This is a genomic window from Actinophytocola oryzae (genome assembly GCF_004364325.1).
Taxonomy (GTDB): Bacteria; Actinomycetota; Actinomycetes; order Mycobacteriales; family Pseudonocardiaceae; genus Actinophytocola; species Actinophytocola oryzae.
Genome location: NZ_SOCP01000014.1, coordinates 138,625 through 162,284 on the forward strand (window position 1 = coordinate 138,625; position 23,660 = coordinate 162,284).

Here is a 23,660-nt window from a genome sequence, read left to right on the forward strand (position 1 = left end):
GCGAGCAGCAGCGGCACGACCGGCAGCCGGCGCGCGCTACCGGCCACGCCACGCCACGACCGCCATGCGGACCCGCCTTCGCCGGGGGCCAGATCGCGGAGCCCGGTTGGTCGACGAACGAACCAGCAGGTCTTCGGACTCGGGATCACCCCAACGGAACGCCTTCCCGGACCATCCGGTCCAGTGGCGCGTGTTCCGCCGGTCACCCTCACCGCTGCGCGACAGTTCCGGACTCACACCGGATTCCCTGGCCCACCTGGGCTTCACTGGCTCGACAGGACGGTAACACGACAGGCACGGCACCCCGTGCCCCGTCAGAGGAGTGCGGCGACGACGCGTTGCTGGAGGTCCTGCCAGACCACGCCCGTCTCGCCGAACCCGGCCTCGCGGAGGGCGGACTCGTGGAAGTGGTGCGTGGCGCCGGTCCAGTCCCGCGCGCCCTCGGGCCACAGCGTGGCGCGTTGGGCGCGCGCGCCGGCCAGCGCCGGTTCGGCCGCCACGGCCTCCCACCACGTCTCCCAGGACTCGGCACCGCCTGCGAGCGCGCCGTTGCGCCGCTCCAGCGCGATCGCGTCGCAGGCGGCGCGCAGCCTGCTCCCCTCGGGGTGCGGGAGGTAGTCGGCGTTGAGCAGGACCCCGCCGGGACGCAGGAGCCGGTACGCGCGGCGGTAGGTCGCGACGAGTGTCGCGGGGTCCAGCCAGTGCAGCGCCGTGCTGGACAGCACCGCGTCGAAGGTCCCGTCCGCACCGTCGGCGCCGAGCGCGTCCGTCCAGTCCTGGTCACGCAGGTCGGCCCGGACCCACCGGAGCCGGCCGGCCACGTCGCCCAGCGCGGCCTGTCCGATCGCCAGCAGCACCGGGTCGACGTCGACGGCCACCGACCTGGCCTTGGGCAGGCGCCGGAGCAGCCGGTCGCTGATCGCCCCCGGCCCGCAGGCCAGGTCCAGCGCCGCCAGGTCCTCGGCCGGGCACAGGTGGGTGAGCACCTCGAACATCACCTCGTACACCCGGTCGCGGTCCTGGATGTAGGCGGTCTGCTGGACGTCCCACCTGGCGAGCAGGTCAGGCGACGGGTTGGTCTGATTCGGGGCGGTCACGAACCTTCCTTCCTGGTTGATCGGTCAGCCGGGAGAACCCTAGATGTGCCTGGCCGGTGCCGGGGTCGACCCACCGGTGGCACCGGACGCCGAAGACCTCGGCCACCAGGTCCGGGGTGAGCACGTCGGCCGGTGGCCCGTCCGCGACGATCCGGCCGCCGTGCAGGACGTACACGCGGTCGCAGTGCCCGACCGCGAGGGTGAGGTCGTGCATGACGGTCAGTGTGGTCACGCCGAGCGTGCGGATCAGGTCGAGCAGGTCCAGCTGGTAGCGGATGTCGAGGTGGTTGGTCGGCTCGTCCAGCACCAGCAGTCGTGGCTGCTGTGCCAGGGCCCTGGCCAGCAGCACCCGCTGTTTCTCCCCGCCGGACAGCGTGTCGAAGTCGCGTGTCGCCAGCTCGGTGGTGCCGGTCCTGGCGAGCGCCTGCGCGCAGATGTCGCGGTCGTCGCGGTTGTCGCGGTCCAGCGGGCCCTTGTGCGGGTTGCGACCCATCGCGACCACGTCGGCGACCGTGAGGGAGAAGTCGCTCCCGCTCTCCTGGACGACCACGGCGGTCCGCTGCGCGGACTGGCGAGCGCTCAGGGACCACACGTCGGAGCCGTCGACCCGCACCGCACCGGCCGAGGGCCGCAGTGCGCGGTAGATGACCCGCAGCAGTGTGGACTTCCCGCTGCCGTTCGGTCCGACGACGCCGACCATCTCCCCCGCGCCGATCGTCAGCGTCGCCTCGGACACGATCGTGGAAGTGTCCAGCGTGACGGACACACCGTCGACGACGACCTGCGGTGCTGACCCGTTGTGCGACCTCACCCGAACCGCGCCTCCCGTCCTGCCTCACGCTGGCGCAGCAACCAGATGAAGAACGGCACCCCGAACACGGCGGTGACGATCGACAACGGCAGCTCGGTCGGCGCGAGGACAGTGCGGGCGGCGAGGTCCATCAGGACCAGGAACGCCGCGCCGGTCAGCGCCGCGACCGGCAGCAGCCGCCGGTGGTCGGCACCGACGACAAGCCGGCACAGGTGCGGGATGATCAACCCGACGAACGCGATCGCGCCGCTGACGGCGACCATCACCCCGACCATCAACGACGTCACCACGAGCATCCGCACCCGGAACCGGGCGACGTCCAGCCCGAGGGCGACCGCCGTCTCCTCACCTGCCAGCAGCGAGTTCAACGGCCTGGCCTGCGTGAGCAGGTACACCAGGCCCGCGACCACACCCGCGGCGGGAATGCCCACGTCACTCCAGGAGGTGGCGCCGAGGCTGCCGAACAGCCAGACCAGTACACCCTGCACGTCGTAAGGGCTGGCGTGCAACAGCAACAGCCCGTAGAGCGCCTGGAACAGGTACGCCAGCGACACCCCGGCCAGGATCAACCGGAACGGGGTCACCCGCCCCGCGCGCTGAGCCAGCAGGTACACCAGCAGCGTCGCGATCAGCGCACCCGCGAACGCGGACGACGACAGCCCGAGCCCCGCGGCGGCCGAGGAACCGATCACCAGCACCAGCACGGCACCGAACGAGGCTCCCGAGGAGACCCCGAGGAGATAGGGATCGGCCAGGGGGTTGCGCACCACCGCCTGCAGCACGACGCCCACCACGGCCAGGCCCGCGCCGACCACCGCGCCGAGCAACGCGCGCGGCAGCCGGAACTGCCACACGATCTGGGCGTACACGGGATCGGCCGGTTTGGCGAACCAGTCCGAGGAGATGTGATAGAGCACGGTCTGCATGGTGTCGCGCAACGGCACCATCACGGGACCGAGACAGGTCGCGAGCGCCACACTGGCCAGGACCGCGACCACCAGGCCCACCACCAGCAACGCGGGCCTGCCGCGCGCCTCGGCCGGCCGTTCGGTACCCGTGACGGACGAGGTCACCGCGTCCCCGATGACGTGGGCGGTGCGTCGGCGAACGCGTCCGGGTGCAGCGTCCTGGCGAGGTCCTCGATCACGTCGACGAACCGCCACCCCGGCGTGTTCGCGGTGTCGTAGGTCAGGACGACCTTCCGGTCCTTGCTGGCCTTCATGTCCGGGAACGTGCGGTACAGGTAGTCGGTGCCGGCCTTGACATCCGTGTCGTCGTTGGGGCTGGCGCCCACCAGGAAGACCGCGGGGTCGGTGGCGGCCACCTTCTCCAGCGAGACGTCCATGAACCCGCGGCGTCCGCCGCCGGTGTCGCCGAAGACGTTCTTCCCACCCGCCAGGGTGATCACCTCGTTGACGAAGGCGTCCTTGGACCCGGTCATGATCGGGCCTTCGCCGCCGTAGTAGTAGAAGACCGGGACCGGTTCCTTGCCCGCGACCCGCCGCTGGACGTCGGCGATGCGTGCCTTCATGTCGTCGACCACCGCCTTCGCCTTGTCCTCGATGTCGAAGATCTTGCCGAGGTCGGTGAGGGCGCGGTAGGTGAACGCGGTCTGGACCGGGTTCTCGTCGGGACACACCAGGGCGTACACCTGCGCCCCGATGCCCTGTAGGTCCTCGACCGTGGCCAGTCCCTGGGCCAGCTCGTCGGGTCCGCCGTACTCGGAGTTGACGTACGCGAAGAGCATGTCGGGACGCAGCGCGAACATCTGCTCCTTGCCGACCGGGACGTAGGCGTCGGGTGACTCGTCCGGCACGCGGTCGAAGTCGGCTTTCTGCGCTGGCAGCGGCGGGTCCATCGGCTTGATCTGGGCGATCGCCCGGTCACCGAGCCCGAGGGCGAAGAACAGCTCGGCCGCCGACTGGAACCCGAGGTAGACGCGACTGGGCGCCTTGTCGAAGGTCACCTGGCGACCACAGTTCTCGACGGTGACCGGGTAGTGGTCCGAAGCCGCCGCACCATCCGCGTTCGACGGGGTGTTGCTGTCGGCGCATCCGACGGTCAGCACGGGCACCAGGAACAATGCCGCCATCAGTGGCGCGGTACGGCGTCGGCCGGGTAGTCCCGCCGTGCGACCAGTCATCGACAACCTCCAGATCTCGTCACGGCCCCAGTACGCCACATGGTCGTTTGTGGAGCGCGGTAAGTTCCCGGCGTTTCACGTCCGGCCGCGTTGTCTGACAGTCAGGGCGGCGACTACCGACAGCGCGGTGAACACGCCGAAGACGGCGGCGGCGGCCAGGTAGCCCCCGGCCGCCAGACCGACGCCGCCGGCGGCCGCACCGAGGAACAGGCCCATGCTCATGCCGGAGGCGTTGACGGCCAGTGCCGTCCCCCGCAGGGTGCCGGCGCGGCGCACCAGCAAGGTCACGACGGCCGCGACGCCGACCGCGTGGCTTGCCGACAGGATCGCCGTGGCGGTCAGCGCCAACGGCAGAGTGGGTGCCAGGAACACGCCGAACAGCGAGACCAGGGCCACCGTGAGGAACACGTGCAGCGCGCGAACGGCCCGCCCGTCCGACTCGGTCGCGTTCACAACCCGCCCGGCGACCAGGTTGCCGAGGAAGAACGACCCTCCGCTCAGGGTCCAGACGAACGCGAACACGCTGGGCGACAGGCCGAACTCGTCGGCGTAGAACGCGGCCAGGTAAGCGAGGTACCCCTGGAAGGCCGCGGCCTGCCCGAACGACACCAGCAGCAGGGCCCGGGCCCCCGGTACCGCCGCCAACGCGCGGAACGCTCCGAAGTAGCCGTGGCGGGGTGCGGTCTCGTCGACGTGCCGTTCCCGCCCGTACCGAAGCAGGACCGGGGTCAGCACCACCGCCACCACCGCGATGGCGATCAGGTCCCCTCGCCAGCCCCACCAGAGCGCGGGCAGCGCGACGAGGGGCGCGACCAGGGTCGCCGCCAGCGTCTTCGTCGCCGTCACCAGTGTCGCGGCCCTTGTCGCGTTCGGCCCCGTCCCGAACCGGTCGGCCGCCGCAGTGGTCAACGCCGGGTAGAGCACCGCGTTCGACACACCCACCAGGAGACAGAACGCCGCCAGCGCGGGAAGCCAGGCGACCGTCCCGACCAGCGCTGCCGCAGCGAGCAGCACCAACCCCCACGCCGCGACCCGGCCCGGTGCCACCGCCCCGATCAGCGGCGCCACCGCCACGCCGACCACGACGGCGCCGATCCCGCCCAGGCCGCGCAACGCGCCGACGGCCGCGTCCCCGTCCCCCACTGCGTCGGCGATCGACACCAGGAACGTGCTGTACACGGTGAACGGCAACAGTCCCAGCACGGACGCGAACAAGGTCGGGAACACCGCGCCGGCGATGCGCCAGTCACTGCGCGGCTCGTCCGCAGGTGACGAGCCGGTTGGCTTCGTCGAGTCGGCACGGTCTGCTTGCTGGGTCACGTGGTCGGCCTCCCCATGTCGGCTCGGCGATCCCCGCGGGCTTTCCCGATCTCGTCGCAGATCATGGCGACATCCTCGCGGAAGTCACGCACCACGAACGCGTCCGACAGTGGACGGTCCGTGTGCGCACGGCCGGCGTCCTCGAGTGCGTGCTCGTATCGGGCGATGAGCGTGTCGATCGTCGGACACGCCACGCCCATGTGCCGCGCGACACCCTGGATCACCTTGGTCCGGTAGTAGTCCTCCTTCGGCATCCTCGGCACCTCCCACCGGCCCGCGCCGTCCACGAAGACCCGGCGGATGGGGATGGCCGAGAAGTCGAAGTACCTGCCGTCCGCGTCGGGTTCGGAGAACGGGTCGACCAGCAGCGACGCGTAGCGGACGTAGACCAGGTACTCCTGGTGGATCGACGGCAGCCGCTCGAACCGCTCGACGTCCCGGCGCGAGATACTCTCCTCGCGAACCGGATAGCTGTCGTCGACCATGAACCGCAGCAGGTTCACGCCCGGCACGCCCATCTGGCGACAGATCTCCGTCAGCTCCTTCCACTGGGCCACCATCTCGTGGACCAGCGACGGCGCGACCGGCCCCTCCGGCACCAGCTTGTACACGTACTTGACCGGCTCGGTCTCGAAGAAGACCGCGTTGAGCGCGATGTCGTTCATGAACAATGCCGGGTGGACGTACAGGGAGATGTTCCTGGTCTCCGCCTCCACCGGGTCGTCCACGACCTCCATGGCGACGCCCAGCCGATGGTGCATCTCGCACAGCAGGTCCAGGTTCGCCGACTGGCCCCGGCTCGAGCCGATGTACAGCCGCTTCTTGACCGCCGCGGTCAGGACACGGTCCGCGGGCACTCCTTCCGGCCACCGGGTGTCTCCGAGGTAGCTGGAGAAGCTGATCACCTCGGCATTCAGCCCTTGGCTCGTCAGGAAGTTCCGCACGAGGCTGTTGGACCCGAAGGTGGGAGACACCAGGACAACGCAACGGACACGCGCCAGGACCCGGTCATCGAGCTGACGCAGCACGTGTGTGTACGCGTCCGCGGTCACCGCCAGGACAAGCATGCGCCACTCACCCGCCACGGTCTCAAAACCCTGGAACAGTTCGTCGACCACACATTCACCCGCCGCGCCGCGGTTCTTGTCGTTCTGGACGTCCACCCTGACCTTGCGGTCGCTCTCCCGAAACGCCAAGAAGAACCCGTCCGAACGAACCGACTTCCGCCCCGCGATCGCGACCACGCTGCCCGGACGGTCCTTCACCATCACCGCCAGTTGCAGCGAGGTCGGTCCGGTACCCGCGATCAGAACCCGCTCGAAGTCGTTCATCCCCGCCCTGTCTTCCGGTACAACGCGATGTCGAAAATGTGCTTAGGCCGAAGCACGTTCTCGGCCAGCTGCCACTTGCGCGGGTCGACCTCCCGCATCGGGTAGTTGAACAGGGATTTCAGATGATCGCCGTACCGCATGGCCACGACCACGTCAGCACGGGTCGACGCGTGCATCTCGGCCAGCAGGTCGTATTTCACCGACACGGTCGAACTGAAGATCACGTGGGAGGCCTCCCCAGTGAACGGAAGATCTCGCACCGGCGTTTTCTCCAGCCTGATGTCCAGGTCTTTCCCCACCGTCGACACAACCTGCCGGCCGAGCTCCACGGCTTCGGCGTCGATGTCGACACCGACCACACTGGCGCCGGTGCGCCTGGCGATGAGCAGCGGAGACATCGGGAACGAGCCCGAACCGACGAGCAGGACCTTCGCCTCGGAGGTCAGCCGAAAGGTCCCGAACTCCTCCTCGATGCAGGCCTCGACATTGTCGAAGTACCCGGCGGACTCGGCACGGCCCCGCAGGAGGTGGAGCGCCCGGTACTTCTCCATGATCGCCGCACAACGCGCGGACCGCGTCCTCAGCTCGGTTACGAGACTCGCGAAATCATCGGCACCTTCACACACGAGCGCGTCCCACGCCTCATGATGGCGGAGGTCGGTGACGAACCGCGAATAGTCGCCCACCATCCGTTCCATCTCCGCACTGTGGCGCGTCGTCCCGTCGTACCGCGCGGCCGCATCCTGCAGTCTCGCCAAATACTCGTCCATCAACCGCCGCAGGTCAGTCGTGCACATTTCCCTCCCGCCCGCGCAATCGTCCGATCGGTATCAGTCGCCTGCAGGTAAGTACGCTTTTCCCTCAGCCACGATCCTGACCGAACCCTCGACCTCGATCCCGGTCACGCGACCGCGCTCGTAGTCCGCCCGCACCCGCATCGCGCCGCCAGGCTGGACGACATCCGCGACAACGGACGCGTTGTGCTTGCGGGCCAGGTACGCCCCCAGCGACGCGGCACCCGATCCACACCCCCGTTCCCAGACCATGCTGCCCAGGGACGGCACATGGACGAGCGGGGTCAACCGATTCGCGTCCGGCTCGTACAACATGACCCCGACAAGACACACATCCCGACTCCCGGCGAGCCGCCGCGCCAGGGCCTGCGCCCCCTTCCTGGCAGACCGATCGAGCCGCCTGGCCTCGATCACCACATGCAGCGAATCCCCATACGAGAAGAAGGCCGACACCTCACCGACACCGTCCGCCGGGGCACGGTCCTCCACCACGACCGGCACCGGCACGCCGAGCCGACAAACGTAGTCGTGGTACCGCCTCACGACATGGCACCTGACGACGTCCGCCACGCCACCCGCCTCCAGCACCACGTCCACCTCGCCGCCGGTTTCCACATTCCTCTCGAACGCGACCAGAACCGCCAACGCCATGCACGCGTTGCCGCAGAACTCACCACCGGCCATGCGCAGGCCGGAGTCCACGCTGGCCGACACCGGTTTCCGCACGAACCCGACCTGTTCGGCGTGCAGATGTTCGTAAGCCATGATCTTCCTGGCGATATCCTGGAACTCCCACTCCGGGTACTCGGTCCGCACCAGGACAGTCATGTTCTGTGTAGGACTCAACTTCACAAAGTCGACCTCCCGGTCGACTGACACCTGCTCCACAGGAAATGCCGGCGCCGGCAGACCGAGACCCGGCTTCGCAACGCGTGCCAGGCCGTGCCGGGTTCGCACATCGCCGGACGGGAACAGCCCGACACCACGAATGAGGTCGTCCACCACCGAGTCCTCCCAGAACCCGCAGTCATCTCCCGGCGGGACCAGTCCCCGGCGTGGCGCCCCCGAGAGCAGCACCCCGCCCGAATGCTCGATCCACCCGGCAAGACCACATTGCGAGATCAGCGGTCAATGACACGAGTCATGGTCGCTCAGAGCAGTGATCAAGTTCCCCAGAGTCGAAATTGTGATGCAAGCCACAAATCACTCCAGCGTGACTCGAAGTCGTCCGGGAGTGCCCTATATCGGCCAGACCCAGACCAAACCTTGAACCGCTCCGGGTTTGATGGAGGCTCACTCGTTGAGTGAGGATGTGGATCATGGCCGGGAACGGGAAGAGGTACTCGCGGGAGTTCCTTGAGCGTGTGGTGGGGTTGGCGTTTGAGCAGGTCAGTGAGCATGCTGGATCGTTCGCACGGTGTGCGGGCAGCATGCCGGAACGCGGAACGAGAAATCGCCACAAGACACCTTCCTCGGAGCGATCGGGAAGTGTCGGTCCGCCGCGCAGCCCCACGACGACGAGATCTCGTCGTCCGGGGCGGGTCGTCGGTTTCGTCCGATGAGCACGCCGCCTCGGCCTCGTCCCTGTGTTCAGGGGGTGGGCTGGTGCTGGATGGCCCAGTCGCAGATCGCGGCCAGTGGGGCCTGGAGGGTCTTGCCCAGTTCGGTCAGGGCGTACTCGACGTGCTGCGGTGCGGTGTCCTTGATGACACGGCGTTCGACCAGGCCGTCGGCGGTCATGCCGCGCAGGGTTTCCGTCAGCACCTTCTGCGTGATGTCCGGCAGGCGCTTGCGCAGTTCCGCGTGGCGTTGGGGACCGGCCAGCAGTGCGTAGACGAGCAGCACGCGCCACTTGGCGGCCAGGCGTTCCAGTGCCTGGCGCGTAGCACAGCTCTCCTCAAGCACGTCGGGGATCATCAGGGCCATCGGGGCACCTCCCGGGATGGGCACCGCGAAGTGCCTTCTGGTGGGCTGCCCCGGCACCGGCCTACTGTCGCCGCCGTGAACAACCTGACGGTGGAAACGTACACGGCTGGCGAGGCCGGGATCCTCGTGAACAGCCACATCGTGACGACCGGCGACGGCGTCGTGCTGATCGACGCCGGGCTGCTCGTGTCCGATGCCCGCGCCCTCGCCGACCGGATCACGGCGACCGGCCTGCCCGTGCTCGCCGCGTTCGTGACCCACCCGCATCCCGACCACTTCAACGGCCTGCCCTACGTGGTGAGCGAGGACGTGCCCGTGTACTCGACGGCCGCCGTGGCGCAGGTCGTCAAGGAGAGCGCCGACGACAAACGCGCCCAGTGGCAGCCGACCTACGGCGACGAGTGGCCCGACCGCCACCGTGTGCCCGATCCCGCACCAGCCGAGGGCGTCGCGTTCGGCGACCTGCGCGTGTCCCTGCACGACGTCGGCCCCGCCGAGAGCCACGCCGACTCGTACCTGATCGTCGAGTCCGGCGGGGAGCGGCTCGCGTTCGTCGGCGACCTCGCCTTCGACGGCGTCCACTCCTACACCGCCGACGGCCACTCCGCGCGGTGGCTGACCACGCTCGACCGCCTGGTGACCGACCTGGCCGGGCTGCCGCTCTATCCCGGCCACGGCGCGCCGGGAGACGTCGGTTTGCTCGCCCGCCAACAGAAGTACCTCCGCGCCTACCGCGACCGCGTGCGCGAGCTGGCCGCGGGCGCCGACCGGCTGACCGACGCGCAGAAACAGGAGCTGACCGCCACCATGACCCACCTGCTGCCCGACGCGCCGCTCGCCTGGCTGGTCGCCCACGGCGCCGACGCGGTCGCCGAGGAGTTGGCCGCATGAGAGTCGCGTTCGACAGCGACGGCATCGAGCTGGTCGGCGACCTGCGCGTCCCCGACAGCGCGGGCCCGTTCGCCGCGGTCGCGTTGACCGGCCCGTTCACCGGCGTCAAGGAGCAGGTCGTCGCGACCTACGCCGAGCGGCTCACGGCGGCCGGGCTGGTCACGCTGGCGTTCGACCACCGCGGCTTCGGCGAGAGCGGCGGCCGCCGTCAGCACGAGGACAGCCAGGGCAAGCTCGCCGATCTCCGTGCCGCGGTCGGGTTCCTGGCCGCGCGGGCCGAGGTCGACCCGGCGCGCCTCGGCCTGGTCGGCGTGTGTCTCGGCGGCGGCTACGCGGTCAAGGCGGCGGCGGTCGACCCCCGGGTGCGGGCCGTCGCGGGGATCGCGGGCGCGTACAACAGCCCGGCGGCCTTCGCCGAGGGCATGGGAATCGAGACGTACCGGGCCGCGTTGCGCGGCATGCTCGACCGGTACGACGAGTTTCTGCCCGCGGTGGCGCTGTCCGGCGAGGCCGCCATGCCCGGCGACGAGCCGTACGCGTACTACGGCACGGACCGATCGGCGTCGCCGCACTGGCGCAACGAGGTGACCAGGGGGTCGCTGCACTCGCTGATGACGCTCGACGTGCTGGGCGCGGCGGACCTGCTGCGTGCCACACCGCTGCTTGTGGTGCACGGCGTCGAGGACGCGTTCTGCTCGCCGGACCTGGCCAAGGCGCTGTCCGAGCGTACCCCTGGCCCGGCGGAAATCCGTTGGCTGGACACGACAGTCCACATCGACCTGTACGACGTCGAGCCGTACGTCGGCCAGGCAGCCGAGGCCACGGTGGAGTTCCTCGGCAAGCATCTGTGACCTGCCTGCCATATTCCGCCGGTGCTTTCCCGGTCATGTCCACTGTGGAACACCAGAGCCAGCGCCGTAGAGGCTGCCCTTGCCGAGACCGGTCGCGCGTGCGAGTTCGTCCATGGTGGTCCGGCGTACCCGGTCGTCCAGAGCTGCTCCCGCACGGCCTACGGGAAAGGGCGTGATGCGTCGATCGTGTCCCGGGAGATAGCCCAGCACGGCTACCGTGCCGCGACCGCCGATCAGGTTGCGGCACGGCTCCAGGCCCGGCCCAAACCCACAGCGGTGGACAGCCGGATTCCTGCGGTCGCTGCAGTGAGGATCGTGCGGCAACACCTGCAACGGCATTGGGCCGGTTCACTATGGCCAGCTCCGACCACCCAGCACTGGCCGGAAAATGCTCACCTACCTGCGCTGGCGCAGTGCCAACAACCGCCACCCCGATGTCCTGGCCGTCCAACGTCGGCGTGTCGCCAAACCGGTGATCGTCGGTGGACAACGCACTGGCACCGCGTCTTCCTTGGGTCTGGAAGTACCGGAAGAACATCATGAGCGACACCGCGGCCGCGATCCGCTCCACCGTCGTCGCCTCGTATCCACGCTCGACGAACGGCCACAACGCGTGATCCTGCAAGTGTTGTCGGGTTTGGGTCTTCTGGCGTTCCCCGCCAATGCTGTTAGAGCCACCGACTTACTGGCGACTGACTTTCTTTCCAGCCAGTACACCGAACTCAGTACTTCCTCATGGGTTCCTCAGACTTCGCCCAAGCGTCGGCCCCGGACAGCCCCGACGATTGAACGGTCCCGGTCCACCACGGTCCGGGCGTCGAACGGGAGGACTGGATTGAGTATCCACACGGACACCGGTACGACGGCCGTCGGCGCCGAGAGAGCCGCTCTCGGACGTGGTCCGGTGGCCGGTCCGAAGCGGCCCAGGACGTTCTGCGAAGCGTTCCAGCGGGCCGCGGCCGTGGCGCCGGACGCGGTCGCACTGCGCACGGTCGGCGGCACGCGGACCCTGAGCTGGCGGGAGTACGCGGATGAGGTTCGAGGAGTGGCCGCGGGATTGAGCGCACTCGGTGTCGGCAGGGGAGACACCGTCGCGCTGATGATGGCCAACCGGATGGAGTTCTACCCCCTCGAAGTCGGGGCGCAGCATCTCGGTGCCGCGTCGTTCTCGGTGTACAACACGTCGTCCGCCGAGCAGTTGGCCCATGTGCTCACCAACGCCGGCGCGAAGGTCGTGGTGTGTGAGGCACAGTACGTCGACCGCGTCCGGAGGTCCGGGGCTCCGGTCGAGCACGTGGTGTGCGTCGACGGCGCGCCTGAGGGCACCATCACCGTCGAGGAGCTGGTCGGCCGCGGTTCGCCTGGCTTCGACTTCGACGCGGCCTGGCGGGCGGTCGAGCCGGACGACGTGTTGACGCTGATCTACACCTCGGGCACGACCGGTGAGCCCAAGGGCGTGGAGATGACGCACGAGAACCTGCTGTTCGAGGTGTTCGCGGTCACCGACGTGCTGCCGGTGGAGTTCGGCGACCGGATCACGTCATTCCTGCCGTCGGCACACATCGCGGACCGGGTGTTCTGTCTCTACCTCCATGAGGTGCTGGGCACGCAGATCACCGTGGTGCCCGACGCGCGGCAGATCGCCGCGGCTCTTGCCGACTGCCGGCCGACCATCTGGGGCGCGGTGCCCCGCGTGTGGGAGAAGCTCAGGGCGGGTGTCGAGGCCGCGGTGGCGGCCGAGCCGGACGAGGCCCGACGGCAGGGGCTGGCGTGGGCGCTGGGTGTCGCGGCCCGCAAGGCCGAGGCCGGGCTGACCGGGGTGGAGCTGTCCGCGGAACAGCGTGCCGAGTACGCGAAGGCGGACGAGCTGGTCCTGTCCGGGCTGCGCGCCAGGGTGGGGCTGGACCGGCTGCGGTGGGCGGTCTCCGGTGCGGCGCCGATCCCGAAGGAGGTGCTGGCCTTCTTCAGCGGGCTCGGCGTCCCGATCACGGAGCTGTGGGGCATGTCCGAGCTGAGCTGTGTGGCCAGCGTGGTGTCGCCTGCCGAGCACCGGCTGGGCACCGTGGGCCGGCTGGTGACCGGGATGGAGGGCAGGATCGCGCAGGACGGTGAGCTCCTCGTACGGGGACCACTGGTGATGAAGGGCTACCGCGGGGAGCCCGCGAAGACCGCCGAGGCGGTCGACGGCGACGGCTGGCTGCACACCGGCGACGTGGTGACCATGGACGACGATGGTTTCCTCACCATCGTCGACCGCAAGAAGGAGCTCATCATCAACGCCGCCGGAAAGAACATGTCACCGGCACACATCGAGAACGTCATGAAGGCCGCGTGTCCCCTGATCGGCGGCATCGCCACCATCGGCGACCGGCGGCCCTACAACACCGCGCTGGTCGTGCTCGACGCCGAGACCGCGGCCACCTACGCCGCCCGGCACGCGCTGCCGGACGCCTCGGCCGCCACACTCGCCGCAGAGGCGGACGTGATCCGCCGCATCAGGGCAGGAGTCGCCGAGGGCAACGACAGGCTGTCCCGAACCGAACAGGTCAAGCGCTTCCGGATCCTGCCGACCTTCTGGGAGCCGGGCGGCGACGAGCTCACCCCGACCTCGAAGCTGCGCCGCAAGCCGGTCGCGGAGAAGTACGCCGCCGAGATCGAGGCCCTGTACAGCGACGCACCCGGAGCGGGTACGTACGAACCCGAGGCGCCCCTCGCACCAGTTCCTGCCTCAGCCACTCGGTAGTCCGGATTCGAACCGGGAAGGCGGAGGGCATGCGTGAGGGCACGAGCGCGATAGTCATCGGCGCGGGTGTGGCCGGTCTACTGACCGCCCGGGTCCTGAGCGACCACGTCGACCGGGTACGGATCCTGGAGAGGGACCGCCTGGCCAGGGAAGCGGTCACGCGTCCGAGCGTTCCGCAGGGACGCCATGCCCACGTGCTGCTGGCCGCCGGTCATAGACTGCTGGATGGCTGGTTCCCGGGCCTCACCGACGAGTTGGTCGCGGCCGGCGCGGTCGCCCTGGACGCCGCCGAGTTGGTCTGGCACCAGGGCGGCGCCTACCGGATACCGACTGATCCCGGCTTCCTCACCGTGTCCGCGAGTCGGCCGCTGCTGGAGGGAACGATCCGCGAACGGTTGTCGCGGCAGCGACCCAACGTGTCGGTCGCCGACGAGACGGCGGTGGACGGCCTGCTGCTCGAGGACGGTCGGGTGACCGGCGTGCGGGTCGACGGCGTGGCTCACCGGGCCGACCTGGTCGTCGCCTGCTCCGGCCGCCACACCCGTTTCCTCGACCAGCTGGCCGAAACGGGGTTCCCGGCGCCGCGGGTGTCGGAAGTCCACATCGACGTGGCCTGCGGAACGTGCGTGGTACCACGGGGACCACACGGGCTCCCCCGCCGTCGTGGTCGACGACCCGGCGCCGCGCCACCGGATCGGCATCATGGTGCCGGTGGAGGGTGACCGGTGGATCGTCACCCTGGCCTCCTTCCACGATGACGGCCCCCCGACCGAGCCTGCCGCCTACGCGGACTTCGCCCGCTCCCTGCCGTCGCCACTGATCGCTGACGTCCTGGCGCAGGCCGAGGCGCCATCACCGGTCCTGACCCACCGCATGCCCACCAGCCTGCGCCGCCACGTGGAAGGCCTGAAGCAGACCCCGGCGGGGTTCCTCGTGCTCGGCGACGCCATCTGCAGCGTCAACCCCGTCCATGCGCACGGGATGTCGTCCGCGGCGCTACAGGCCAGTGCCCTTGACCGGGCCATCACACGACACGGCCCGACATCACCGGGACTGGTCCGCGCCTTCTACCGGCGAGCCGCCAGGGCGGTCGACGTGCCGTGGCGGCTCGCGGCCTGGGCCGACTTCGCCGATCCCCGCACCACCGGTCCCAGACCGGCTGCTACCGACCTCGTCAGCCGCTACCTCGACAAGGTGTTCCGGGCCTGCCACACCTCGGTCCCCGTGGCCCGCCAGACGTTGCGGGTGCAGAACCTGCTGGCCCGGCCCGAAACGCTGTTGACTCCCGCCATGATCCTCCGGGTCCTGCTGGCCCCCCGCCGCACGCCCGGCCTCGGCGAATAGGGAAACCGGCCCCCTGGCGCGAATGGCCGGGCTCAGCCGTGGCTGGGATCTTCCTCAGCCAGGAAGGCGTGCAGCTCGTCCAGGAACCGGGGCCATGCCGGTTCGTCCGCGGTCAGCAGGTGGTTGCGACCGTCGAGCACGACCAGCCTGCTGTCGGGGATGAGCTCGGCCAGTTCCTTCGCCTGCGAGATCGGCACGCGTGGATCGTCACGGGAATGCACGATCAGCGTCGGGCAGCGAACCTGCCGGGCCAGGTCCTTCACCACCTCGTCGTCCGGTCCGGACGTCTCGACCAGCAGGCCGCGCTGGAACGCCGCCGCCGCTACCCTTCCCGCGAGCCCTGGCTCGTCGAAGGACAGTCCTCGAGCGAGTCCGCGCCCCTTCGCCAGGCTGCCGGGCACGGCCGCGGCGAGGTCCTGGAGTACCCGCTCGACCTGTTCGCCCTTGACCAGAGTGCTCTTCTCCAGCCGGTCGTCGCTCCAGTACGCGCGCAGCGCGGCGGTCGCGGTGACGAACGCCGGGTTGTTGCCACGAAACGTGCCGTTGTGCTCTCCCGGCTCCCACACGTCCAGATCCGGGCGCACGAGCGTGAGTGCCATGGGCATCCCGTAGCCGCTGATCGACTTGGACAGGCAGACGATGTCCGGCACGATCGCCGCGTCCTCGAAGCTGAAGAACGGGCCGGTGCGCCCGCAGCCCATCTGGACGTCGTCCACGATCAGCAGGATCCCGTGTTCGCGGCAGAGCGTGGCGAGCGAGGTCAGCCATTCGGAACGAGCCACGTTGATCCCGCCCTCACCCTGGACTGTCTCGACGATCACCGCCGCGGGAGCGTTGAGCCCGCTACTCGCATCGTCCAGCAACCGTTCCAGGTACAGGAAGTCCGGATACTTGCCGTCGAAGTAGTTGTCGTAGGGCATCGGGGTGGCGTGGACCAGTGGTATGCCTGCACCCTGGCCGACCACGATTGTGGATCTACCGGGCCAACCCGGGCTCAGCGATCCGCGTCGACCTCGCCGGGCCCGGCTCGCCTGGTACGGCAGGGTACTCGACGAGATCCTCACGGCCATGCACGCCGACGGGATCGTGCTGGTGGGCAACTCACTGGGCGCTGCCGTGGCACTGGCCGCCGACTCACCCCGGATCAGGGCGCGGGCGCTGGTCTCGCCCGCCGGTTTCGTCCGCCTCACGGTGGACCCGACGCTGGCGCTGGCATCAGCCACGTGGTTGCTGCGTCCCACGCCCGAACACACCCGCCGCATGATCCGGTTGTTCGTCGCCCCCGGCACGGAACCGCCCGAGACCGAGGTGGAGTGGATGGCCCTCATGGCCACCTGTTGCCGTACGACCCTGGCCCCGCCACCACTACCCGCTCGACTACTGGCCCGTCGCACCGAAACGCCGTGTGTCATAGGAGTAGGAGAACACGACCGGTTCCTACCACCCCGCAGACTGGCACCGGCCGTGCACCGCACCATGGACCTCGACCTCCGGGTCTTCGCCGGCGTCGGCCACCTGACCACCCCAGCCGACCTCGCCGACGTGGTGTCCCTGATAGCCGAAGTCGCCGACGCACCCGCCAACTGAGCCCAGGTCGTCAACCACACGGTCCCAGCTCGGATCCGACAGCTCCAGGGGACCGATGAGGACGGACCCGAGGCAGGCCGCGCGAGCCCGTAGCCGGGCGACTCCCAGGTCCCGGTTTGCCCTCAGCCGATCTTTACGGCATCTTTGTGGACGGCGTGCCGGGAAGTCTGGTCGGCGAACCCGTCCCAACCCCTGGGACCGGGGTTCCGACCCGTTCCCCAAGGAGGGCCGCCTGGTGGCGTTGTTCCCCGTTCGACTCACCGGTGCCACCGGGTTGGCCTTCCGCTACGGCCATCACCGCGTCCCGATATCTCGCTCTCACGTCTCGACCGCCGGCACACGCGGTGTCACGGGCCGGTGGTCGGCGTGAGCACCGGTATCGCGGTCGTCGTGTTCGTGGTGGCGTACCTGTTCATCGCCACCGAGAAGATCCCGAAGACCGCCGCCGCTCTCGGCGGCGCCGCCCTGGTACTCGCCGCTGGCGTGGTCGGGTCGGAGGACGCGTTCTACTCCCACGAGACCGGCATCGACTGGGACGTCATCTTCCTGCTGCTCGGCATGATGATCATCGTCGGGATCCTCCGGCGCACCGGCGTGTTCGAGTACACCGCGATCTGGGCCGTCAAGCGCGCCAAGGGCTCGCCGCTGCGGGTCATGATCCTGCTGGTGCTCATCACGGCGATCGCCTCGGCATTCCTCGACAACGTGACGACCGTCCTGCTGGTCGCCCCGGTCACGCTGCTGGTGTGCGAACGGCTCGGAATCAACCCCGTACCGTTCCTGATCGCCGAGGTACTCGCCTCCAACATCGGCGGCGCCGCCACCCTGATCGGCGATCCACCGAACATCATCATCGCCAGCCGGGCCGGACTGACGTTCAACGACTTCCTCGTCCACATGGCACCGATCGTGGCCATCGAACTGCTCGTGTTCACCCTGGTCCTGCCCTGGGTATTCCGCGGCTCTTTCACCGTCGACCCCGAACGCGCGGCGAGCGTGATGGACCTGAACGAACGGGAGGCCATCCAGGACAGTCGCCTGCTGATCAAGTGCGGCGGGGTGCTCCTCGCGGTGTTCGCCGCGTTCGTCGGGCACTCCGTCCTCCACGTCGAGCCGTCGGTGGTGGCGCTGCTCGGCGCGGGTGTGCTCGTGCTGATCTCCGGGGCGAAGCCGAAGCAGTACCTGGCGAGCGTGGAGTGGGAGACGCTGCTGTTCTTTGCCGGCCTGTTCGTGATGGTCGGGGCACTGGTCAAGACCGGCGTCATCGGTCAACTGGCGGAGCTGGCTGCCGACGCGACCGGCGGCGACGCGCTCACCGCGGTCATGCTGATCCTCGTCGTGTCCGCGCTGCTGTCCGGGATCATCGACAACATCCCCTACGTGGCGACGATGAGCCCCATCGTGTTCGAACTGGCCAACGACATCCAGGACCCGGTGCACGCCGACGCGTTGTGGTGGTCGCTCGCGCTGGGCGCCGACTTCGGCGGCAACCTCACCGCGGTCGGCGCGAGCGCCAACGTCGTCGTCCTCGGCATCGCCATGCGCGCCGGCTCACCGATCTCCTTCTGGGAGTTCACCAGAAAGGGCGCCGTGATCACCCTGATCACCATCGCGCTCGCCGCGCCCTACCTGTGGCTGCGGTACTTCGTCCTCACCTGAGGGGACCGTCACCCGAAGCACCGGCGAGCGCGGCTTCCGATCGGTGAACAACACGGCGACACGGCCGGTCAGCCGATGAGGGATGCCGTGATGTCGTCGAGGTCCACGCCGACAACGGCGGGAGCGTCGGTCGAGGACAGCGGCACCCGCCCCTCCCGTGCCACGAACGCGGCCGAGAGCCCCGCGGCCGTCGCCCCCGCGACGTCCCAGTCATGGGCGGCGATCAGTACCGCGTCGGACGGTGAGGCCTGCCGTGCCTCGACGACGAACCGGTACGGCTCCGGCGCCGGCTTGAGCCTGCCGACCTGGTCCGCCGAGTAGACCGCGTCGAACAGGGGCGACAGTCCCGCGTTCCGCAACTGGTCCTCGGCGACATCGAGGACCGAGTTGGTCAACGCCACCACCGCGAACCCGGCGTCGCGCAGCCGAGTGACCGCCCCGGCGGCCTCCGGGTGTGCGGGCAGCCGCCGGAGCCGCTGCCCCAGCTCACGCTGTTGCTCCGGCGTCGCCGTACGGCCACGCGTCACCGCGACCGTCGGCAGGCACGCCGCCGCGATCTGCCCGAACGGCCGGTACCCACCCGTCGCGGTGATCACCAGGGCGTTGTGGATCATCAGGTCGAACCACTCCCGCCTGGCAGCGGGATCGCCAGTGACGTCAGCGAAGAACTCGTCGAGCGCGGCGAGGTCGAGCAGGGTCTCGTTGACGTCGAACACACACAGCACGGTCGCCTCCGAAAGGTACGATGACATTCGTACCACAAGGTACGATCTGATTCATACCTTGTCGAGGAGCGCCGATGACCATGCCGATGCCGCCGATGACGGCCGTCGACCTCGGCCAGGTGCTCCGCGCCCTGGCGGATCCACTGCGCCGCAAGGTGATCAGCGAGCTCGCGGCCGACCCGTCCGACATGGAGCGTGCCTGCTCGTCATTCCCCATGCCGGTGACGAAATCCACCAGGACCCATCACTGGCGAGCCCTGCGCGAAGCCGGCCTGATCGTCCAGCGCGACGCGGGCAACGGCACCTTCGTCCGGCTCCGCCGCACCGAGTTCGAGCAACGCTTCCCCGGTCTCCTGCACACACTCCGTGCCCTCAGCGAGGCCGATCCTCCACGACCGGACTGAACCTCGGCTCCCGGTCCTGGCCCCGTCCCAGATAGACCTCACGACCCGGCGCGCAGGGCTTCCGGCGGCGCCGGTCAGACGAGCACGAAGTACCGCAGCCACAGGTACGGCGCCGCGATCACGACAGTGATCACCGTGACCACGGCTCCCATGCGAATGAACTCCCAGAACGAGATCGGGGTGCCGTTGCGTTTGGCGATACCCAGGACGACCACGTTGGCGCTCGGGCCGATCGCGGTCATGTTGCCGCCGAAGTCGGCACCCAGCGCGAGCGACCACCACAACGCGTCGGCGTGGACCGGGTTCGCGATCCCCGCCGACAGGTCCGAGACGAGTGGGGCTCATGGTCGCCACGTACGGGATGTTGTCGATGACACCCGACAGCAGCGCAAACACGAACAGGACCAGCACGACCGCGGTGAGCGCGTCACCGCCGGTCGCTTCGGCGGCCATCCCGGCGAGATCACCGATCACCCCCGTCTTCACCAGTGCACCGATCATCACGAACAGCCCTGCGAAGAACAGCAGCGTCTCCCACTCCACGCTCGCCAGGAACTCGTTCGGCTTGCTCGACGAGATCAGCACCAGGATCCCGGCACCGAGCAACGCGACCACTGACGGCTCGACGTGGAACACCGAGTGCCCGATGAACCCGGCGAACACCGCGACCAGCACCACACCGCACTTGACCAGCGGCACCATGTCCTGGATGGCCTCCCGCTCGTTCAGTTCCATCACGCTCGCCGCGCGTTCGGGGTCGAAGGTGAAAGAGCCACGGAACAGCACCAGCAGGACCAGGGTGAACACGAGCAGTTCGATCACCACGATCGGTGCCATGTGGACGAGGAAGTCGTTGAACGTCAGTCCGGCCCGGCTACCGATGATGATGTTCGGCGGATCCCCGATCAACGTCGCCGCGCCACCGATGTTCGACGCCAGCACCCTGGCGATCAGGAACGGCACCGGATCGATGTCCAGCTGGTCACACACCAACAACGTGACCGACGCGACCAACAGAACAGTCGTCACGTTGTCGAGAAACGCCGACGCCGTCGCGGTGATCAGCACCAGCAGCACCATCACCCGCAACGGCGAGCCCTTGGCGCGCTTGGCCGCCCAGATCGCGGTGTACTCGAACACCCCGGTCCGTCGCAGCACTCCGACGATGATCATCATCATCCCGAGCAGCAGGAAGATGACGGTCCCAGTCGATGCCGGTCTCGTGGGAGTAGAACGCGTCCTCCGACCCGACCACACCAAGCCCCAGCACCAAGCCCGCACCCGCGAGCGCCACCGCCATCTTCGGCAGCCGCTCGGCCGCGATGAACACGTAGGCCACCACGAACACGGCCACCGCGACCCACATCACGCAGGCCATCCGCGGGTCACCGCAGCGCCAGCTCCAACAGCCGCGACGCGGTGATCACACCCACCAGGGTCTTGCCGTCCATGACCGCGGCCAGCGGGCACTGCAACCGCGCCATCACCGCCGCCACCTCGACGATCGTGTCGTCGTGTTTCACCACCGCCAGCTCCGGCGGCTCCTCCGGCACCCTGGCAATGGCCGTAGAAGCTATACGGGGATCTCTCGAAGCTCGTGGACCCATTCGGAGAAGAAGGCACGTAGGGCCGCTACATCTACAACGCCCAGGCTCAGGTCCAGGTCGGTGTAGCGCGGGAGCGTGTCCAGGGCTTCAACGAAGTAGCGCAGGTCGAAGCCTGGGTTGAGATCGCTGGCCCAGGCCAGGAGTTCCTCTTTGCGATACGTGTGGATCAGCGCGAAGACGTCCACGAAATCGCGGGCCGCGAACCTATCGAACAGGGCGATCACCTTGCGGGCCGCCAGCTCCCGCGGGGCGTACGTCGGGCCGGCCACGCTCATCGTCGGTGGCTGTTCTGGCCGCGCGTCCAGGGCGATGTCCACGAGGAGGTCTTCTGGGCCGGCCAGTTGCAAGCGGCTGAAGGTCTCTTCATCTTGAATGGTGTGGACGGTCCATCCGTGTTCGTGCGCTGCTGCGATCAGTTCGTCGCGCGCCGCAACGACGTCAGTCTGCTGCGCGGTGAAGAAGTCCAGGTCCTGGGTCGGGCGAGACGTCAGATGCTGTGCGATGAGCGCGGCGCCACCGGCGAGAACAAATCCTTCACTGGCGGGCAGGCTGAAGAACAGCTGCGCGACCTCAAGTTGGAAAGCGGTGAGAGGGATCTCCTCGGAGCTGGTTGTCACTACGCAGGAACCAACTCCGCGATCAGCGGATCCCACGCCGCGCGAACGTCGCGAGGCAGGACCAGCTCGTCCCACAGGTCGACCAGCAACACGCCATCGATGTAGGTGAGCACTTCCTTCTCGTCGCCCTCACGTAGCACCGCCTCGTACACACGGGCACGATCCGACCGATCCCTGAGGTGGTACTGCCGGCCGGGCTGAGACCAGTTCAGCGACAGCGGCAACACCACAGTCGCCAAGGCCTTGGGCAGCGGGAGCGATGGGAGCTGGTCTGGCACCTGGTAGACGCGACCCCGAGCGCCTGGGACAGGGTGGAACGTGATGCGCGGGCGCATGTCGAGTTCGAAACCGGAGGCGCTCAACAAGCGCTCAGCGGTGTCCAGCGTTGGCTTCTTCCGACCGTTCTCATACGCCGACACCGCCGTGCGCGACGTGTGCGCCTGCTGAGCGAGCTGATCCTGAGTCAGACCGGCCTTGTGCCGCGCCTCCTCCAACAACCCTGCAACTGACACCTGCCACCGCCTCCCCACGAACTCGAGCCAGGTATCTACTTAGATACGTTACCTCCTGCTCTGGCTGATCAGCAACCGAGATCTCCTCCGACCTGCTGATTCGTGCGGAGCACGAAGCGTGCCCCCCGGGCTCGATCCACCTGCGCGATCAGTGAGCCAGGCTGTCCTGATCCGTGCTCCCCCGATGCGCCCCCGAGGACCCGGGTTCAAACCCGTACAGTGTGCGTTCGAATCGCACCGGGGGCACCCTCGCAAACGCACTCTGACCAGGCCCTACGACCTGCGATTTTGCCTTCAAAGTTGATCATGAAGGACCCGGCTCTGTCCGGCTGGGACCGGCCAAATCCGGGTGATCGTCCCCCATGCCTACCCCCGTTTCTGGTGCGATCGGGCCTGGCGGTCCTGCGTGGCCGGCGCTTCGTTCTCGGTACCGAAGTCGTGACCGCGGCCCACGGCGCGTCCAGCCCGACCGCCCATCGGCGCTGGCCTGACCCCTCTGTAGCGATTGACAGAAGGAGTGCGATGACCTGGTTTGGGACCGGCCGAGCAAGGAGACTGTGTGACTAGGCGTAGGCGTCACGCGTGGTGGGTGGCCTGTGCAGCATTGACCGGCGGCCTGGTGGTGTGGGCGGCGTTGCGGTTCGGAGTGCTGGCGTGGTTGGGGGATGAGAAGCATCCGGCGCGTCCCGTGATGGAAGCGTTGAGCTGGATCGCGGGGATCATCGGGCTGGCCTTTGCGGTGGCCGCTTTGGTGGTTGCAATACGTCAGGAGCGCCGCTCCGCAGATGCGGATACAAGCTCTGAACCAGAGACCACCAAGACCGGTAGGTACCTGGTGGAGCTGCGCGACGGCAAAGGCGTGCAAGTGGGTGACCACAACACGCAGACCAATGACTTCGGCGCTTAGATCCTCATGACGTCTCAAGGCTCTGACGAGCGCAATACTCCAAAAAGCGGCGCGTCGGCTGACTACATTGATGTGCACGGCCGCAAAGGCGTGCAGATCGGCGACCGCAACACGCACACAAACACCCTTAGCCTGCGAACCGACCGAGTCGACCAAATCAACTTAGTCCTTTCTCATGGTGCGAATTCTTCGACAGTCACCGACAATGCGGAGGCAGTCGCCGCCACGGTCACCCGGCATCGACGCAGAAATCAGTTGACCCGTCCTCCGATCATGGCTGCACATCCGAGCGCGGCACTGCTGGTGAACCGATTGCGCTCTCCTGACGGGCGCGATGTCGATGTGGTACACGGGCGTGCAGGTTCAGGAAAGAGCACGGTAGTGACCAATG

At 68.4% G+C, this 23,660-nt stretch carries 23 protein-coding genes, 2 pseudogenes and 1 riboswitch; of the genes and pseudogenes, 10 read left to right on the top strand and 15 right to left on the bottom strand.

Annotated features, from left to right (window positions below):
• Positions 1-107: 107 nt before the first annotated feature.
• A riboswitch (cobalamin riboswitch) is annotated at positions 108-286 on the bottom strand.
• A 28-nt stretch (positions 287-314) separates the two neighbouring features.
• The 9 genes from CLV71_RS32300 to CLV71_RS32340 form a co-directional block, all read right to left on the bottom strand.
• Positions 315-1,097, bottom strand: a complete 783-nt coding sequence (locus CLV71_RS32300) for a class I SAM-dependent methyltransferase (protein WP_133906668.1) — start codon at positions 1,095-1,097, stop codon at positions 315-317.
• Positions 1,063-1,908 carry an ABC transporter ATP-binding protein gene (locus CLV71_RS32305; protein WP_133906669.1) on the bottom strand — a complete coding sequence of 282 codons (846 nt, stop codon included), beginning with the start codon at positions 1,906-1,908 and terminating at the stop codon, positions 1,063-1,065. The genes CLV71_RS32300 and CLV71_RS32305 overlap by 35 nt, the downstream gene beginning before the upstream one ends.
• Entirely contained in the window at positions 1,905-2,981 is a 1,077-nt protein-coding gene (locus CLV71_RS32310) for a FecCD family ABC transporter permease (RefSeq protein ID WP_133906670.1), read from the bottom strand. The genes CLV71_RS32305 and CLV71_RS32310 overlap by 4 nt, the downstream gene beginning before the upstream one ends.
• Positions 2,978-4,051, bottom strand: a complete 1,074-nt coding sequence (locus CLV71_RS32315; RefSeq protein WP_133906671.1) for an ABC transporter substrate-binding protein — start codon at positions 4,049-4,051, stop codon at positions 2,978-2,980. Before CLV71_RS32315 ends, CLV71_RS32310 begins: the two co-directional genes overlap by 4 nt.
• Positions 4,052-4,126: 75 nt before the next feature.
• Positions 4,127-5,371: an MFS transporter gene (locus tag CLV71_RS32320; RefSeq protein ID WP_133906672.1), complete on the bottom strand. Its 1,245-nt coding sequence runs from the start codon at positions 5,369-5,371 to the stop codon at positions 4,127-4,129.
• Positions 5,368-6,702, bottom strand: coding sequence for an opine metallophore biosynthesis dehydrogenase (locus CLV71_RS32325; protein ID WP_133906673.1), 1,335 nt, complete (start codon positions 6,700-6,702; stop codon positions 5,368-5,370). Before CLV71_RS32325 ends, CLV71_RS32320 begins: the two co-directional genes overlap by 4 nt.
• Entirely contained in the window at positions 6,699-7,400 is a 702-nt protein-coding gene (locus tag CLV71_RS32330) for a methyltransferase domain-containing protein (protein WP_243866850.1), read from the bottom strand. The genes CLV71_RS32325 and CLV71_RS32330 overlap by 4 nt, the downstream gene beginning before the upstream one ends.
• 132 nt (positions 7,401-7,532) lie before the next feature.
• Positions 7,533-8,501 (bottom strand): histidine racemase CntK family protein, encoded by a 969-nt coding sequence (locus CLV71_RS32335; RefSeq protein ID WP_133906675.1) that lies wholly within the window; start codon positions 8,499-8,501, stop codon positions 7,533-7,535.
• A 585-nt stretch (positions 8,502-9,086) separates the two neighbouring features.
• Positions 9,087-9,422, bottom strand: a complete 336-nt coding sequence (locus CLV71_RS32340; RefSeq protein ID WP_133906676.1) for a winged helix-turn-helix transcriptional regulator — start codon at positions 9,420-9,422, stop codon at positions 9,087-9,089.
• Positions 9,423-9,497: 75 nt separating this feature from the next.
• On the opposite strand from CLV71_RS32340, the gene CLV71_RS32345 reads away from it, so the two are divergent.
• From CLV71_RS32345 to CLV71_RS32370, 6 genes are all read left to right on the top strand, one after another.
• Positions 9,498-10,313 (top strand): MBL fold metallo-hydrolase, encoded by an 816-nt coding sequence (locus CLV71_RS32345; protein ID WP_166664342.1) that lies wholly within the window; start codon positions 9,498-9,500, stop codon positions 10,311-10,313.
• Positions 10,310-11,164: an alpha/beta hydrolase gene (locus CLV71_RS32350; RefSeq protein ID WP_133906678.1), complete on the top strand. Its 855-nt coding sequence runs from the start codon at positions 10,310-10,312 to the stop codon at positions 11,162-11,164. Before CLV71_RS32345 ends, CLV71_RS32350 begins: the two co-directional genes overlap by 4 nt.
• 482 nt (positions 11,165-11,646) lie before the next feature.
• Positions 11,647-11,781, top strand: coding sequence for a hypothetical protein (locus CLV71_RS50205; protein WP_279588769.1), 135 nt, complete (start codon positions 11,647-11,649; stop codon positions 11,779-11,781).
• Between the two features lie 287 nt (positions 11,782-12,068).
• Positions 12,069-13,907: a fatty acid--CoA ligase FadD11 gene (gene fadD11 / locus CLV71_RS32360; RefSeq protein WP_133906679.1), complete on the top strand. Its 1,839-nt coding sequence runs from the start codon at positions 12,069-12,071 to the stop codon at positions 13,905-13,907.
• Between the two features lie 29 nt (positions 13,908-13,936).
• Positions 13,937-14,629, top strand: a complete 693-nt coding sequence (locus CLV71_RS32365; RefSeq protein WP_133906680.1) for an FAD-dependent oxidoreductase — start codon at positions 13,937-13,939, stop codon at positions 14,627-14,629.
• Positions 14,619-15,251 (top strand): hypothetical protein, encoded by a 633-nt coding sequence (locus tag CLV71_RS32370; RefSeq protein WP_133906681.1) that lies wholly within the window; start codon positions 14,619-14,621, stop codon positions 15,249-15,251. Before CLV71_RS32365 ends, CLV71_RS32370 begins: the two co-directional genes overlap by 11 nt.
• Before the next feature lie 257 nt (positions 15,252-15,508).
• Here the strand turns inward: CLV71_RS32370 and CLV71_RS32375 are convergent.
• Positions 15,509-16,204: pseudogene (locus tag CLV71_RS32375) on the bottom strand (aminotransferase class III-fold pyridoxal phosphate-dependent enzyme); the annotation flags it as partial.
• Here CLV71_RS32375 and CLV71_RS49580 point away from each other — a divergent pair.
• Positions 16,194-16,838 (top strand): alpha/beta hydrolase, encoded by a 645-nt coding sequence (locus CLV71_RS49580; RefSeq protein ID WP_243866853.1) that lies wholly within the window; start codon positions 16,194-16,196, stop codon positions 16,836-16,838. The pseudogene CLV71_RS32375 and the gene CLV71_RS49580 sit on opposite strands and share 11 nt — an antisense overlap.
• 366 nt (positions 16,839-17,204) lie before the next feature.
• Positions 17,205-18,497, top strand: coding sequence for an ArsB/NhaD family transporter (locus CLV71_RS32380; RefSeq protein WP_133906683.1), 1,293 nt, complete (start codon positions 17,205-17,207; stop codon positions 18,495-18,497).
• A 68-nt stretch (positions 18,498-18,565) separates the two neighbouring features.
• Here CLV71_RS32380 and CLV71_RS32385 read toward each other — a convergent pair whose 3' ends face one another.
• A complete protein-coding gene (locus CLV71_RS32385) occupies positions 18,566-19,249 on the bottom strand; it encodes a haloacid dehalogenase type II (protein ID WP_243866855.1) in 684 nt (227 codons plus the stop codon).
• 47 nt (positions 19,250-19,296) lie between these two features.
• On the opposite strand from CLV71_RS32385, the gene CLV71_RS32390 reads away from it, so the two are divergent.
• On the top strand, positions 19,297-19,626 hold the full coding sequence (locus CLV71_RS32390; RefSeq protein WP_133906684.1) for an ArsR/SmtB family transcription factor: 330 nt from the start codon (positions 19,297-19,299) through the stop codon (positions 19,624-19,626).
• A 74-nt stretch (positions 19,627-19,700) separates the two neighbouring features.
• Here CLV71_RS32390 and CLV71_RS50485 read toward each other — a convergent pair.
• The 4 genes and pseudogenes from CLV71_RS50485 to CLV71_RS32405 form a co-directional block, all read right to left on the bottom strand.
• Positions 19,701-20,992, bottom strand: a pseudogene (locus CLV71_RS50485) (ArsB/NhaD family transporter).
• Between the two features lie 19 nt (positions 20,993-21,011).
• Positions 21,012-21,179, bottom strand: a complete 168-nt coding sequence (locus CLV71_RS48040; RefSeq protein ID WP_243866856.1) for a CBS domain-containing protein — start codon at positions 21,177-21,179, stop codon at positions 21,012-21,014.
• Positions 21,180-21,199: 20 nt separating this feature from the next.
• Positions 21,200-21,850 (bottom strand): nucleotidyl transferase AbiEii/AbiGii toxin family protein, encoded by a 651-nt coding sequence (locus CLV71_RS32400; protein WP_208297849.1) that lies wholly within the window; start codon positions 21,848-21,850, stop codon positions 21,200-21,202.
• The gene (locus CLV71_RS32405) at positions 21,850-22,362 is read right to left on the bottom strand and encodes a helix-turn-helix transcriptional regulator (protein ID WP_133906685.1); all 513 of its coding nucleotides are present in this window, start codon (positions 22,360-22,362) and stop codon (positions 21,850-21,852) included. Before CLV71_RS32405 ends, CLV71_RS32400 begins: the two co-directional genes overlap by 1 nt.
• Positions 22,363-22,966: 604 nt before the next feature.
• Between CLV71_RS32405 and CLV71_RS32410 the strand changes: the two genes are divergently transcribed.
• Positions 22,967-23,269: an RIP homotypic interaction motif-containing protein gene (locus CLV71_RS32410; RefSeq protein WP_133906686.1), complete on the top strand. Its 303-nt coding sequence runs from the start codon at positions 22,967-22,969 to the stop codon at positions 23,267-23,269.
• The last annotated feature ends 391 nt before the right edge of the window (positions 23,270-23,660 follow it).

Bases quoted from the DNA above. Each gene is read 5' to 3' on its own strand.
- CLV71_RS32315 (WP_133906671.1), bottom strand. From the start codon at position 4,051: ATGACTGGTCGCACGGCGGGACTACCCGGCCGACGCCGTACCGCGCCA.
- CLV71_RS32325 (WP_133906673.1), bottom strand. From the start codon at position 6,702: ATGAACGACTTCGAGCGGGTTCTGATCGCGGGTACCGGACCGACCTCG.
- CLV71_RS32330 (WP_243866850.1), bottom strand. From the start codon at position 7,400: ATGGAACGGATGGTGGGCGACTATTCGCGGTTCGTCACCGACCTCCGC.
- CLV71_RS32340 (WP_133906676.1), bottom strand. From the start codon at position 9,422: ATGGCCCTGATGATCCCCGACGTGCTTGAGGAGAGCTGTGCTACGCGC.
- CLV71_RS32350 (WP_133906678.1), top strand. From the start codon at position 10,310: ATGAGAGTCGCGTTCGACAGCGACGGCATCGAGCTGGTCGGCGACCTG.
- CLV71_RS32365 (WP_133906680.1), top strand. From the start codon at position 13,937: ATGCGTGAGGGCACGAGCGCGATAGTCATCGGCGCGGGTGTGGCCGGT.
- CLV71_RS49580 (WP_243866853.1), top strand. From the start codon at position 16,194: ATGCCTGCACCCTGGCCGACCACGATTGTGGATCTACCGGGCCAACCC.
- CLV71_RS32385 (WP_243866855.1), bottom strand. From the start codon at position 19,249: ATGTCATCGTACCTTTCGGAGGCGACCGTGCTGTGTGTGTTCGACGTC.
- CLV71_RS32390 (WP_133906684.1), top strand. From the start codon at position 19,297: ATGACCATGCCGATGCCGCCGATGACGGCCGTCGACCTCGGCCAGGTG.